11 protein-coding genes are annotated in these 13,694 nt (G+C 54.2%); 8 read left to right on the forward strand and 3 right to left on the reverse strand.

The window, feature by feature from the left end:
- Positions 1–110 precede the first annotated feature (110 nt).
- Positions 111–1,595, forward strand: coding sequence for a DUF4139 domain-containing protein (locus TH30_RS00370; protein ID WP_114096134.1), 1,485 nt, complete (start codon positions 111–113; stop codon positions 1,593–1,595).
- Positions 1,596–1,665: 70 nt separating this feature from the next.
- Here the strand turns inward: TH30_RS00370 and TH30_RS00375 are convergent, their stop codons facing one another.
- Positions 1,666–2,283: a hypothetical protein gene (locus tag TH30_RS00375; protein WP_114096135.1), complete on the reverse strand. Its 618-nt coding sequence runs from the start codon at positions 2,281–2,283 to the stop codon at positions 1,666–1,668.
- Between the two features lie 206 nt (positions 2,284–2,489).
- On the opposite strand from TH30_RS00375, the gene TH30_RS00380 reads away from it, so the two are divergent.
- The gene (locus tag TH30_RS00380) at positions 2,490–3,065 is read left to right on the forward strand and encodes a hypothetical protein (RefSeq protein ID WP_114096136.1); all 576 of its coding nucleotides are present in this window, start codon (positions 2,490–2,492) and stop codon (positions 3,063–3,065) included.
- Between the two features lie 47 nt (positions 3,066–3,112).
- Positions 3,113–4,069 (forward strand): 2-hydroxyacid dehydrogenase, encoded by a 957-nt coding sequence (locus tag TH30_RS00385; RefSeq protein ID WP_114096137.1) that lies wholly within the window; start codon positions 3,113–3,115, stop codon positions 4,067–4,069.
- Between the two features lie 82 nt (positions 4,070–4,151).
- Here the strand turns inward: TH30_RS00385 and TH30_RS00390 are convergent, their stop codons facing one another.
- On the reverse strand, positions 4,152–6,677 hold the full coding sequence (locus TH30_RS00390; protein WP_258548560.1) for a sensor histidine kinase: 2,526 nt from the start codon (positions 6,675–6,677) through the stop codon (positions 4,152–4,154).
- 88 nt (positions 6,678–6,765) lie between these two features.
- Between TH30_RS00390 and TH30_RS00395 the strand changes: the two genes are divergently transcribed.
- Positions 6,766–8,211 carry an HD domain-containing protein gene (locus TH30_RS00395; protein ID WP_258548561.1) on the forward strand — a complete coding sequence of 482 codons (1,446 nt, stop codon included), beginning with the start codon at positions 6,766–6,768 and terminating at the stop codon, positions 8,209–8,211.
- Between the two features lie 56 nt (positions 8,212–8,267).
- Here the strand turns inward: TH30_RS00395 and TH30_RS00400 are convergent, their stop codons facing one another.
- Positions 8,268–9,152: a GntR family transcriptional regulator gene (locus TH30_RS00400; protein WP_114096138.1), complete on the reverse strand. Its 885-nt coding sequence runs from the start codon at positions 9,150–9,152 to the stop codon at positions 8,268–8,270.
- A gap of 122 nt (positions 9,153–9,274) precedes the next feature.
- Here TH30_RS00400 and TH30_RS00405 point away from each other — a divergent pair, with 122 nt between their 5' ends.
- From TH30_RS00405 to TH30_RS00420, 4 genes are all read left to right on the forward strand, one after another.
- Positions 9,275–10,267, forward strand: a complete 993-nt coding sequence (locus TH30_RS00405; RefSeq protein WP_114096139.1) for a sialic acid TRAP transporter substrate-binding protein SiaP — start codon at positions 9,275–9,277, stop codon at positions 10,265–10,267.
- Between the two features lie 87 nt (positions 10,268–10,354).
- Positions 10,355–10,867: a TRAP transporter small permease gene (locus TH30_RS00410; RefSeq protein ID WP_181850124.1), complete on the forward strand. Its 513-nt coding sequence runs from the start codon at positions 10,355–10,357 to the stop codon at positions 10,865–10,867.
- On the forward strand, positions 10,867–12,147 hold the full coding sequence (locus TH30_RS00415) for a TRAP transporter large permease (RefSeq protein WP_114096141.1): 1,281 nt from the start codon (positions 10,867–10,869) through the stop codon (positions 12,145–12,147). The genes TH30_RS00410 and TH30_RS00415 overlap by 1 nt, the downstream gene beginning before the upstream one ends.
- Positions 12,148–12,166: 19 nt before the next feature.
- The gene (locus TH30_RS00420; protein WP_114096817.1) at positions 12,167–13,693 is read left to right on the forward strand and encodes a UxaA family hydrolase; all 1,527 of its coding nucleotides are present in this window, start codon (positions 12,167–12,169) and stop codon (positions 13,691–13,693) included.
- Position 13,694 lies beyond the last annotated feature (1 nt).

Here is a 13,694-nt window from a genome sequence, read left to right on the forward strand (position 1 = left end):
CCGCCACGGGATAAAACACCCGAAATTGTCCCGGACTTTCCTTGATCCTGCCATCTTTTCACGCAATGGTAGCATCGCTAACTCATTTAAAATCAATCAAGGGACCGGAAATGGCAGGAACATTGCGTAACCGTTTTGCATTGGCGGCGATGCTGGGCACAGCGGTATTTTTCGGACAGGACCTCGAAGCGGCCAAAGCGCAAGACACGGTCGAGGAACGCGACAATCTTGGACCGGCGATCCCGCTTTCGACCGATGCCCGCACCAAATTGCAGCTGACCGTTTATCCGGGCAACCTGTCGCTGGTGGCAGAACAACGCAAGGCCGCCATCCCCGAAGGCCAAAGCAGCCTGCATATCAGCGGCCTGCCATCAACATTGATTGATGATTCCTTCCTGCTGGGGACAGCCAAGGACAGTGATCTTGTCTGGACGTCCCTGCGCAATCGCGGCAACGGCTATAACGCCTTTGACAGCCTGCTTCGCGATCATATCGGCAAGACGGTTACCATCCGCCGTGGCGACGATGACCTGATCGAGGGCAAGCTTGTCGCGCTGACCCATCTTGCACTGGTGCAGACCGATGCCGGGATCGAGCAAGTCCCGGTTGATCAGATCATCCTATCCGACCTGCCAGAAGGCTTTACGCTTGACCCGGCGATTGAGGCCGATATCGCAACCACCGCCCCGCTTGATCATGTGTCGATGGCCTATCTGCTGGGTGGGATTGGCTGGAACACATCCTATATCGCGGCCTATGACAGCCAGACCAATCAGCTCAAACTCTCGGCGATTGCCCGTGTGACCAACAATTCCGGCACCGGCATCAAGGACGCGCAGCTTCGTCTGGTGGCGGGCGACCTTAATCAGGTCGGCTCAGCCCCGATGGCCAAGGGTGCGCGTACCGAAATGATGATGTCTGCCATGGCCGATAGTGCACCTGCCGCCAGTGCACCGGATCGCGAGACTTTTGAAAATCTGCATGTCTATGGCCCGTTCAACGATCTTTCGATGAAAGACGGCGACACTGTCATCCTGCCCTTGATCGATGCTCAGGTTCTGCCGGTCGAACGCCGTTCGATTTTCCAGTCATCGAGCAATCCCTATGGCATGGGACAAAGCAGCCAGACCGATTTCATCCGTCCGGAGCTTGAACTCAAGATCACCAATGACGGCGGGGCTGATGAAAAAAGCCCATGGCCAGCTGGCATCATGCGTATTTTCGCCAAAACCCCGTCCGGTGATACCGGCTTCCTTGGTGAAAACTATGTTTCCCTGACCCCGGTCGGGCGCGATGCCATCATTCCGGTTGGTCAGGCCAGCGAACTGTCCGGCACCCGCGAAGTCACGTCATTTTCACGCAAGGCACGCCCGAACCTGCCCGACGAGGTCCATGCCGATCTGAACTGGACCGTTCGCAATACCAGCACACGTGATGAAGTCATCACCATCCGCGAAAATGTCCCGTCTGACTGGAAAGTCACGTCTGAAAGCCACAAACATGACCGCCCGGAACCGGGCCTGATCACGTGGGAGATAAAGGTTCCCGCCAACTCGGATATCAAGCTGAGCTGGTCGGTTGAAAGCAGCCGCTAGGAACCAAATCCGACCCGACATTGAGCTGCTGCAAGACAGGGTGTTTTGCAGCAGTTTTTATATGCCCGATCTATTTCACGCGGCCCTTTCGCGTCGTGTAGAATGATTTTGCCAGCGGCATCAACAGACCCGCATCGGGTAGCTGATCGGTCATTCTGCACAGATCGGCGTAAATGCAGATCAGCTTGGTCAACAGCACAAAGGCTTCCTGATTATCAAGCCCGGCAAACTTGCCCAGAACCCGGATCGCATCACGCGCGGCATCACATGCAAGGTCATTGCGCCCGGCCCCGCGGAGGGCAAGAACCAAGGCGGCGAGTGAATAGCCAAGATCAAGCCGTTCGGTATCATCCTTGCGCCCGATGCAATTGCGCAACCGGTCCCGCCTGAGCGATACGGCCTGACTGGCAGCATCCACCGCCCAGTCCCATTCTTCTGCCTCAAGCTCAAGGGCGGCACGGTTATTAAGACTAAGCGCAAGACCGGCAATCGCCGCATCACGTGACGTGGGAAGATGCAGGGCAAAAATCGCATCGGCCTTGTCAAACAGGCTTAGTGCGTAATCCCGGTTGCTGTAATGCTCGCCACTTGCCATTTCGAGATAAAGGCGCGCAACAGCCAGTGAATTGGCATCTGCCTGTTCAAGATAGGACAAACGCAACGCATATTCGTCCGATTTGTCCGCCATCCTGATCCCGCCACCTCGTTATCCATACAGGGTGCGTTCGATGTGATCGCCCCCGGCAAAAGACGTTCATGACCGGTATCTTGTGAAAGATGTCAGGGGCGGGTCCCAAATCCGCGATAAGCTGTTTCACTGTCTTGGGCAGCCTGCTAGGGTCGGATAAAGTGTTTGTGCTTTTGCTTGCCCCACTGCCTGGAATTCAGCCCCAAATGAGCTTACAAACTGAAACCCTGCGCGCCTTGTATGGCACCTGGCGGATCGCCCGCGGCGATGCGGGTGGACTGGCGTTTTTCAATTATTCGCTTCAGGGATTCTGGCGATCCTTCCTTGCCGCTGTGATCATTTTCCCGGCATTTGTGCTGTTGCGCGGCCATGACCTTATGGCAGCACCCGACGATTTCCCGGTGATGCGCTATATGACGACCGAGGTGATTTCATTTGTCATCCGCTGGGTCGCCTTTCCGCTGGTGATGTTTCACATTGCCCCGATGCTGGACCGGGCAGAACGCTATATCGGATTTATCACCGTCTATAACTGGGCCTGTGTCATTCAGATGGGTGTTTATCTGGTTGCCCTTGCCCTGGCCGCACTGTTCCCGATGTTCGGTGTGGGCGGCTTTGTGATGATCGCGATTGTCGCGACACTGGTATACAGCATCTATATCACGCACCTGACCCTTGCCATCCCGGTGCTGACGGCAAGCGCCATTGTCATTGCCGATTTCCTGTTATCGATCATCATTCAATCAATCGGTATCCGTTTGGCCGTCGGGCAGTTATTCTGATTTTATAACGCTTTAAAAAATTATCCGTCATCAGGGAGAAACACAAAATGAAACCCGTCCTTGCCGTGACCCGCCGACTGCCAGATGCCGTCGCGAAACGTGCTGCACAAAGTTATGACATCCGCACGCAGGAAGGTGACGATCCGCTGTCACGCAACGAAATTCTTGCCCTGTGCCATGGGGCGGATGCCGCCCTTGTGTCGGTTGGCGATCCGATTGATGCGACCTTCTTTGAAGAATTGCCAGACAGCGTCAAAATCGTTGCGACCTTCTCGGTCGGGACCGACCATATCGATCTGGCGGCGGCCAGGAAAAAAGGCGTTATTATCGGCAACACACCGGGCGTTCTGACCGATGCGACGGCCGATATCGCCTGGCTTCTGATCCTTGGTGCGGCGCGCCGCGCGAGCGAGGGCGAGGCAGAAGTTCGCAACGCCACCTGGTCAAGCTGGCGTCCGACCCATCTGATGGGCACCCAGGTTACCGGCAAGCGTCTTGGCATTGTCGGCATGGGCCGTATTGGTCAGGCGGTTGCCAAACGTGCACGCGGTTTTGATATGGATATCCATTACTACAACCGCCGCCAATTGCCCTCCGATCAGGAAATGGGTGCGACCTATCACGACAGCATCGAAGGCCTTTTGCCCCATTGCGATTTCCTGTCGCTGCATTGCCCGTCGACCCCGGAAACCCGTGGCATGGTCAATGCCGGTTTCATTTCCAAGCTGCCTGATGGGGCGATCATTGTGAATACGGCGCGTGGCGATGTCGTCAATGACGGCGATCTGATCGCCGCCCTGAAATCGGGCAAACTGACGGCGGCTGGCCTTGATGTTTTTGCAGGCGAACCAAACATCGAACCGGCCTATCGCGATCTTAAAAACACATTCCTGTTGCCGCATCTCGGATCAGCCACCGTTGAAACCCGCAACGCCATGGGCTTCCGCGCGCTTGATAACATCGATGCCTTTATTGCTGGCAAAGAGGTTCCCTATTCGGTGTGACGCCGACTGCTAGAAGCCGAACAAACAAAAGGCGCTGTCACCAGCGCCTTTTTCATTTCTGTAACTTGATGCCGATACCGACTTAGCCAAGGTCGCTTTCCTCGCCTGCAGGCAGGATGCAGGCGATCTCCCGGCCATCGCGGCTGATCTTGACCCGACCACCATGAATTTCGACCACCGCGCGCACCATCGCCATGCCAAGGGCACGGCGGGCCGAAGGGGACTCACCATCGCGCAGCCCTTCAAACAGCATCGGTTGCGGTGCCTCGTCCGAAAGCGAGATTGAAATTTCGATATCCTCGCCGCGACGCCGTGCGACCACGGAAACCTCACTGCCCTCGGGGGCGGTGCGCAGCACATTGGTCACCAGAATGAACAATGCCTGTTTCAAACGCCGTTCATCGGCCACCATCCAGCCGATATTGCGCGAACAATAAAGACGTAACGACACATTAAGCTCGGCCAGACGGGCCCGTGTCAGAGCCTCAAGAGAGCGTAACAATCGCCTTGGATCAACCGTATCAAGTTCAAGTGCGACCTGCCCCGAACCAAGCGTCGCCAGATCGCGCATATCGTCGACAAGGGCCAGCATGCTTTGGGCTTCGGCCCGGATGGTTTCGACCGAACGCGCAACGTTGCCGGTCAGATGCGGGATCAAACGATCAGATTCGCCATTGATATGATCAAGCGGCTTGGTCAGTTCGCGTGACACTGTCGAAATGAAGTCCGACTTCATCTGATCGGCGGTGCGCAAAGCCTCGTTGCGTTCCCGAAGGGCACGCTCAACCCGGATGGTATCGGTCACATCAATATAGGACATCATCACCGCCCCGTCAGGCAGCGGCACAATGGCAAAATCAATGATCGTGTTATCGGACCGCTCAAGGCGGCCATTCATTGGCTCGTGATTGGTGATGCGCGCAACCATCCGGCTTTTGAACTTGTCCCAGTCTTCACGTTCGCGCCAGAAATCCTTGGACTTTTCCACAACCTCGGCCAGATGCGGGGCAGCATCAAGGAAGGCCGGATCAAGACCCCAGACATCGGCAAAACCATGGTTATAAAGCCGCAAGCGCCCGTCACCACTGATCACCCCGACCGCTTCATGCAGGCTTTCAAGCGTCTCGCGCTGAACCGCAATCAGGGTGTTATAGGAACTTTCAAGCACCAGCTTGTCAGTGACATCCTCATAGACAAACATCAGCCCGCCAAACGGATGGGGCGAGATAAACCGCCTCAGCGTCATGCCATTGGGCAGATGCATCAGATCTTCTTCGGGTTTGAGAAGATCGGTGAAACGCTGATTCTCGGTGTTGCGGAACTGGGTAAAGTCGGTAACTTCGGGCAGTTTGCGTTCATCGCGCAACCGTCTGAGAACATCATCATGTGTTGGTTCCGACCACAGCCATTCGTCATCAAGGTCCCAAAGCTTGGTAAAGGCGGTATTAAAGAAAATAAGCCCCTTGTCTCCGCCATAAACCGCAATCGCCGTACCAAGATTTTCAAGCACCTCGGCATGGGCGCGAATATGGCGCGACAGATCGGACTGCAATTCCTCGACCGGGGTGCAATCAATCGCAAACCCGACCAGCCCGTCTGATTCGCTGGTATCCTGTGACGGGGATTCGGTAATGCGCAGCAATTTGCGGTCGCCGCGAATGACCACATGATAATCGCGCGTCAGGCTTTCGCCATTGCGCTGCACCGATGCCGCAAGCGACCGACCATGATCGGGAATGATCCCCGCGCCGATTTCAGACTGATTGGCCAATGCATCTTCGATGCTCGGTTGTTCGACCGCATCGGCATAGGCCGCATTGCAATCAATCAGACGCAGCTCGCTATCGCGCCGCCACACCGGGAAGGGCAGGCTGTCAAGCAACGCCCGAAGCCCCGATACTTCATGTTTCAGGGCCTGAAAATCACCGAACTGGTTTTCGCGTTCGCGGGTATGACGGGTTTCATCGCGGAACCATAATCCGTGGGCCAGAACCGTTGCCGACCGGTCCTTGCGCGCCGCCATGCCGGTGACGTGGAATTTGCGTTCATCAAGGGTGGTAATCCAAAGCTCGAACCGGTCATGTCCGGATTTAAGGCTTCGCACGCGTTCCTTAAGTGCCTTGGCATCCTCATCGCGCAAAAGTTCGAGCAAATCGGGAAACCGGCCATCATTGCCCAACTGAAAGGCCCGCCGCAAAGACGGGCTTGCCCCTTCGGCAAAGCCCTGCTGGCTCCAGTAATAGACCGGGTCCGGACCGGCAAACAGAAGATGGGTGAAAAGCTCGCTCTCACCGGCAAGCTCATGTTCGTGATCTTCGACTTCTTCAATATGACGGCGCATCCGAAGCGACATCCGCCACCCGATCCAGCCGGCAATCGCCGCTCCGCCTACAGCTGCCAGCCCGACCACCAGCCAGTCACGATCACTGAGCCCCGCAAGGTTGCCAAAAATCGTCGCCCCGATTCCCTCGGGTGCCGGTGTTTCCGAGACCTGATTAAGTCGAAACTTCTCCTGGGCATGCAGACCGGCGCCAAGAATAAGCGTGGTGAATGCCGACACACTGCCGCCAACAAGGGCAGAAAGCCGACATTTGGGCAATTTGCGCAAAAATGCCCTTGGCTTATTCGTTCCCCCAATCCGTTTGGAAGCTTGCTCGGATGCGTTCCGTGTCACGTGTTGTTAACCGTTTGTGTTTATGAGCTATTATTATGGTGAAAACGGTGTGCTTTTACCACCGTTTCGCATCATCTCGGCAACAGCCTTGTCTGAGGCCGTGTTTCACGGGGTTCGCCTGTGGAAAAACCGCGATGACATGGGCAATGAATCCGTTTATGTCTGCGGTATTGGCTTTAACAACAGACACAACGTACCCGTCATTCCAAAGATGAGCCCCAAACCGCAGCTAGATCTTTTTGCACCGCGCGCGGCGGCCAAACCGGCCGCGTCCCAAAAGGAATCTGCCGCGCTCAAGGTGACCAAGGATCCGGGACCGGAAATCGGTGATCTGTTTGATACCAATTTCAATGCTGCCGACATTGCCGAATGGGAACTGCTGTTTCGGGATGTTCCGCAATATAACTACCATTTCAAGCGTGCCCAGATCGCATCGGCCTTTGACCGTCCGCTTCATAAAAAGCTGATCGCATCACATGCCTTTGAACGGTTGCGTGAAATTTCGTTTCTGGGTGCCATCGACTATCTGTTCCATCCCAATGGCAAACCGGCAAATATCCGTCATTCGCGCTATGACCACACCATCGGCGTTGCCCTGCTGTCACAGCGTTATTGCCGCCTGATGGGTCTTTCGGATGCAGATTGTGATTTGCTTGGTGCTGCGGCCCTTTTGCACGATATCGGGCATGGGCCGTTTTCCCATACGCTGGAACCGGAATTTGCCCGGCGGTTTAACCGCAACCATCATCAACTGACCAATCAGATCATCACCGGCGAAGTGCAGCTTGATCTGTCGGTCAATCATCTGCTGGTCAAACACAATGTTGATCCGAACGAAGTCATCGCACTTCTGTCAAAGAAATCGGATCACCCCCATGCCAGCCTGTTTTCCGGCCCGGTCAATATCGACACACTCGAAGGTATCAGCCGTACGAAGACCTATGTGCATCCCAACCATGTGCATTGCCATCCGCGCCTGCTGCTTGAGGCCGCCGTCAAACTTGATGCGGACTCGCTCAAGCGTCTGGACAAGTTCTGGCAGCTGAAGGAAGACATCTATCGCAACTTCATCTTTGGTCCGATGTGCTTTGCCACAGACCATCTGTGCCGTGAATTTGTTGTCAAAAACGCACCCGACTTTGCCGCCGATGATTTCCTTTTGACTGAAAAGGCGTTTTTAAACAGCCACCCGGCCTTCAAGAAGTTCCTGCACAGCCTGAAAAACCGGATCGAGCTTGATGGCGTTGCCGATGTGGTTGATCATCAGATCAGCGCATCAGCCAGCACCCTTGACCTGAATGAGGCCAAGGTGCCGCGTCGTGAATTTCACATCAACAAGGATGTCGAAGTCAGATGCTTTGCCGATCTGTCAAAACGCTATTACGAGGAAAAGAACTCGTTCCTGCGGCGCGTCGGCAGCCTGACCGACCCGGCCCAACAGGCCGCCGCCGCAAGCCTGTTTGATTAGGGAACTTGACGGTTCTTGCCGGTAGCTTGTGATGGTGACTTGAGGCCAGGGACATCCTAGTCACGGTTAATCGAGGCAAGGAACGTCTGGTTCGCGGTTGCAAGATGGCGCTCAAGGGCTTTCACGGCCGCGTCCTGATCCCGTTCAAGAATCGCATCAATAATTTCAAGATGTTCTTGTATGGCAAGCACGATGCGTTCGACCTGATTCTTGTTGGACCAGCGATAATGAAAATGGAAGATCAACGATATTGAATCCTGAAAGCCATCCATGAACCGGTTCCCGGTGGCCGCATTCAGCATTCTGTGAAAGCGACTATCAAGTTCAGAGAACTCGATAAATCGTGTTTCGATTTCCCTGCGCAGCTGAATATGCTCTTGACGAATACGCAGCATTTTCCCCCAGAACGGGTCTTCCTTGGGAATCGTGAAAACTGCCCTGATTGCGCGCGTTTCAAACATCTGGCGCACTTCATGAAGTTCAAGGGCATATTTCTCGGTAAAGCCTTCCAGAATCCAGCTTCGCTGTGGTTCTTTGCGGATGAATCCAAACCGGCTTAGCCCGATCAGAAATTCTCGAACAGTTGTGTTTGAAACCCCGAACTGGCGGGCCAGAACCGCTTCACGAAGACGACTACCCGGTGGGGGTTGCATCGTTCTCAGCCACATCATGAAATCAGTTTCAAGCTGTTCTTCAAGACTTCTGATGTCCGAGTTTGGAAAATAGTCGGATTTTCTGGTGCTGCGCAAAAACGTGATCGGAAAACTGTCTTCTGAAATCAGACCGATTTCGCGCGCACGTTGCAGGATGCTGCGCGCCAGCGTCCTGCTAACTCCCAGCAACCTTGCCAGTCCCGAAATGGTTTCCGGGCAATTTCCAACTGCAACACTATCAAGCCAGGTATTGAAGCTGGTCTTGAATTTCTGATCCGAACGAGCCACCAAAGCTCCTGTCTTTTTGGATGTTTTTTAAGCATTAAAGACAGTTGAGGTGAATAGCAACTCTTCCCTAAGATCACAGAGAAAAACAAAAACTAAAATAATGCACAATCACGGAGGAAATAATGTTCACTCGGAAATTGTCCCGTACGCTTCTGATGGGATTGACGGCCTTTGCAACCCTTGCTGGAATCTCACAGGCTTCCAATGCGCAAGAAGTTTTGAAATTCGGCCATGTCTACGAAGTAGACACCCCGTATCACCGCGCTGCCCTTGAAGCCGCTTCGCTGTTCTCTGAACGCACAAACGGGCGTTATGAAATCAAGGTCTATCCGGCATCCCAGCTTGGCAAGGAAGCCGCCATCAACGAAGCCCTGACCCTCGGTTCGATTGATATCATCTATACCGGCGTCGCCTACCTTGGGCAGACTTATCCGCCGATCTCAATCTCGGACTATCCCTTTGCCCTTCGCGGCTATGATCATTGGTCAAACTACGTCAAATCGGATTTGTTTGCCGAATTATCCAAGGAATATACAGATGTCACCGGTAACCAGATCGCCGGTCTCGTTTACTATGGCGCACGCCATGTAACGTCCAACAAACCGATCCTGACACCGGCGGATATGAAGGGCTTGAAAATTCGCACGCCCAATGCCCCTGCCTATCAGATGTTCCCCAAGGAAACAGGGGCCAATCCGACACCAATGGCTTTCTCAGAAGTGTATCTGGCCTTGCAACAAGGTGTGGTTGATGCACAGGAAAACCCGCTTCCGACCATCAAATTCAAGAAGTTCTATGAAGTACAGTCAAACATCAATCTGACGGGCCATATCATCAACTCCCTGATCATGCTGGTGTCGCCATCGACCATGTCGAAACTGGGTGAAGAAGACGGGAAATTGCTGCTCGACACCCTTCAGGAAGCCGGCATTCATGCATCCGATGAAATCGTGAAAAGTGAAAATGAGCTGTCTGAATGGTTCACCACACAGGGCGTTACGGTCAACAAGGTTGATCGTGGTCCGTTCATTGATGTCATTGCCCCGCGCCTGAAAAGCGACGACATGCCTTGGGATCCGGAAATTTATGAACGCCTGCAGGCGATCAAGGGTTAATCCCGTCTAACCTTTCCATCCCAAATCCGGCCGGGGGAAGCCATTTCCCCCGGTTACGTCATGTTCCGTGCCCAAGGAAGAGACAAAATGTCTGACATCAACGGGGATCTTTTCAAGGAACAGGAACGACAAGAAGCCGAAACGAACTTCCGACTGAACATCACCTGGGCCGACTTTCCGGCTTTGCTGGTTTTCTGTGCCTTGTTCGTTACGGTGTTCCTGCAATTCTTCACCCGCTACGTCCTGAATGACTCGCTGGCCTGGACCGAGGAAGTCGCGCGTTACCTGCTTATTCTTCTGGCCTTTGTCGGTGCGATAAAATGCCAGCTTGTCGATAGTCATATCCGCCTTGAATTTATCGACAAACTTGCCGGGCGGGGACTGACCAAGCTCAAACTCGTCGCGCTGGTACTGTCATCGGGCTTCTTCGGCTTTGCCATCTATTCCCTCAATGAACTCATGACGAAGACCTCGTACCAGAAGATGGTCTCTCTGCCGCTTCCCAAATACTACTTCTATGGATTGGTCCTGATTGCTCTTGGCATCCTTTTGGCGGTCCATCTTTACCAGATTTATCTATTGCTGCGGAGAACGCGCTGATGAGTTTCATTCTTCTTCTGGTATCGCTGGTCGTCCTGATCGCCCTGCGCTTACCGATTGCAGTTGCGCTGGGCCTTTCCTCGCTGCTTTATATCCTGCTCGAAGGCATGCCGCCTGTCGTTCTGCTGCACAATATGATCAATGGCATGAACAGTTTTCCACTTCTGGCCATCCCGTTTTTCATTCTTGCCGGTGGATTGATGAATTCGGCCGGGATCACCAGCCGGATTTTTGCCTTTGCGCGGGCACTTGTCGGCTGGGCCCACGGGGGTCTGGGGCATGTGAATATCGGCGCCAGCATCGTTTTCGCCGGTATGTCGGGTGCCGCCGTCGCCGATGCCGGTGGCCTTGGATCTATTGAAATCAAGGCGATGCGTGATGCGGGATATGATGATGATTTTTCGGTCGGCATCACGGCCGCATCTTCGACCATCGGCCCGATCATTCCGCCTTCGCTGCCGCTTGTTATTTTTGGCGTCATGGCCTCGGTCTCAATCGGGGAACTGTTTGTTGCGGGCATCATCCCGGGTCTTCTTATGGCCGCGTCCCTGATGGTGATGGTCTGGTGGATGGCACGCAAACGCAACTATCCGCGTGATGTCGCTTTTAGCCCGAAGCTTGTCGGATCAACGTTCAAAACCGCGTTTCTGCCGCTTCTGACCCCGGTCATAATTGTTGGCGGCATCGCATCGGGCATGTTCACCCCGACCGAAGCCGCCGTTTGCGCGGCAAGCTATGCCATCCTTCTTGGCATGGTGATTTATCGAACCCTAAGCTGGAAAAAGCTGATCCGGGTCTCGATTGAAACCATCGAAACCACCGCATCGATTTTGCTGATTGTTGGAACCGCAAGCGTCTTTGCCTGGATCCTTGCCGCCAATCAGGCAGCTGTTGTGTTCTCTGAAACACTGCTTGGCCTGACACAGAACAAGGCCCTGATCCTTCTGATCATTACCCTGATCGTGCTTGTGATTGGTCTGTTCATGGAAACCATCGCGGCAATTTCCATTCTGGTCCCTGTCTTGCTGCCCGTTTCATTGCAGCTTGGTATTGATCCGATCCATCTGGGCATCATCGTCATCCTCAATCTGATGATCGGTCTTTTAACGCCCCCCATCGGGATGGTGCTTTATGTGCTCTCTAAGGTGTCGGCAATTCCATTTGAACGCTGTGCCAAGGCCACCATGCCGTTCCTCGTTCCACTGATCGCTGTGCTGCTACTGTTGACCTATGTGCCTTCGATCACCCTGTTCTTGCCCGAACTTCTCTATCGGCAATAAAGCACGAAGATAAATGCAAATGACCCAATCTTCTCCCATCAGCATCCTGTTGCATCCCGGCGACAATGTTGAAATTGCGCTGGCTGACCTGAAAACAGGGACGGAACTTTCACAAAGCCCTGTCACCCTGAATGCACCGGTCGCACGTGGCCATAAAATCGCGATACGTTCGATTGCCGCCGGTGAACCTGTTCTGCGCTACGGCCAGATCATAGGTGTCGCCACTGCAGACATCGCACCTGGCGATCACGTTCACACCCACAATCTGGGTATGAGCGACCATCGCCAGAACTATGATTTCAGCAAAGATGCCAAACCTTTGCCGCCCATTTCGGACGCCCGGTTCTTTATGGGCTATCCACGCAGTGACGGGCGGTTCGGTACGCGCAACTATATCGGTGTTCTGACATCGGTAAATTGCTCGGGCAGTGTCGCCCGCTTCATTGCCGAACAGGCGGAAAAAACCGGCTGGTTTGCCGATCTTGAAAATGTCGATGGCATCGTGCCGATTGTTCACGGAAGTGGATGTGGCATGGGCCGACACGACGAGGGATATGACACCCTGTTCAGGACTCTCGCAGGTTATGCCAAACACCCGAATTTTGGTGGAATCCTGCTTGTCGGTCTGGGATGTGAAGCCATGCAGGTCGAAGATCTCGTAGGGGAGGAAAAATTGCGTCATGACGGCAACTTCCACTATATGACCATCCAGAATAGCGGTGGAACACGTCAAACCGTTGAACGCGGCGTTGATATTGTGCGTGATCTTGCATTGCGGGCCAATCAGGCAAAGCGGGTGCGTGTCCCGGCATCCGAACTGGTTGTTGGGCTGCAATGTGGCGGATCAGACGGATATTCCGGAATTACCGCCAATCCGGCCTTGGGATATGCATCCGATTTGCTGGTTCGTCACGGCGGCACCACAATTCTCTCGGAGACGCCTGAAATCTATGGTGCAGAACATCTCCTGACCCGGCGCGCCATCAATGATGAAATCGGCCAGAAACTGGTCGACCGGATTTTATGGTGGGAAAACTACACATCGGTGCGCGGCGGCGAAATGAACAACAATCCGTCGCCGGGCAACAAACGGGGCGGCTTGACCACCATTTTGGAAAAGTCCCTTGGTGCTGTCGCCAAGGGCGGCACAGCCCCCCTGACCGATGTCTATGAATTTGGTCAGATCATCACCAACAAGGGCTTTGTCTTCATGGACAGCCCCGGCTACGACCCATGCTCTGTCACCGGTCAAATCGCAAGCGGGGCAACCCTGATTGCCTTTACCACAGGTCGCGGATCGGTTTCGGGCTATTTGCCAAGCCCCTGCATCAAGCTCGCCACAAACAGCACGATGTATGAAAACATGTCCGAAGATATGGACGTCAATTGCGGAACAATTGTCGATGGTGCAATCACAATTGAGGATAAAGGCCGCGAAATATTCGACCTGTTCCTTGAAATTGCATCGGGCACCAAAAGCAAAAGCGAGGCCCTTGGTTTTGGCAGCGCCGAGTTTGTCCCCTGGCAAATCGGGGCTGTGATGTAGG

Origin of the sequence: Thalassospira profundimaris (assembly GCF_003326795.1) — a bacterium.
Taxonomy (GTDB): domain Bacteria; phylum Pseudomonadota; class Alphaproteobacteria; order Rhodospirillales; family Thalassospiraceae; genus Thalassospira; species Thalassospira profundimaris_C.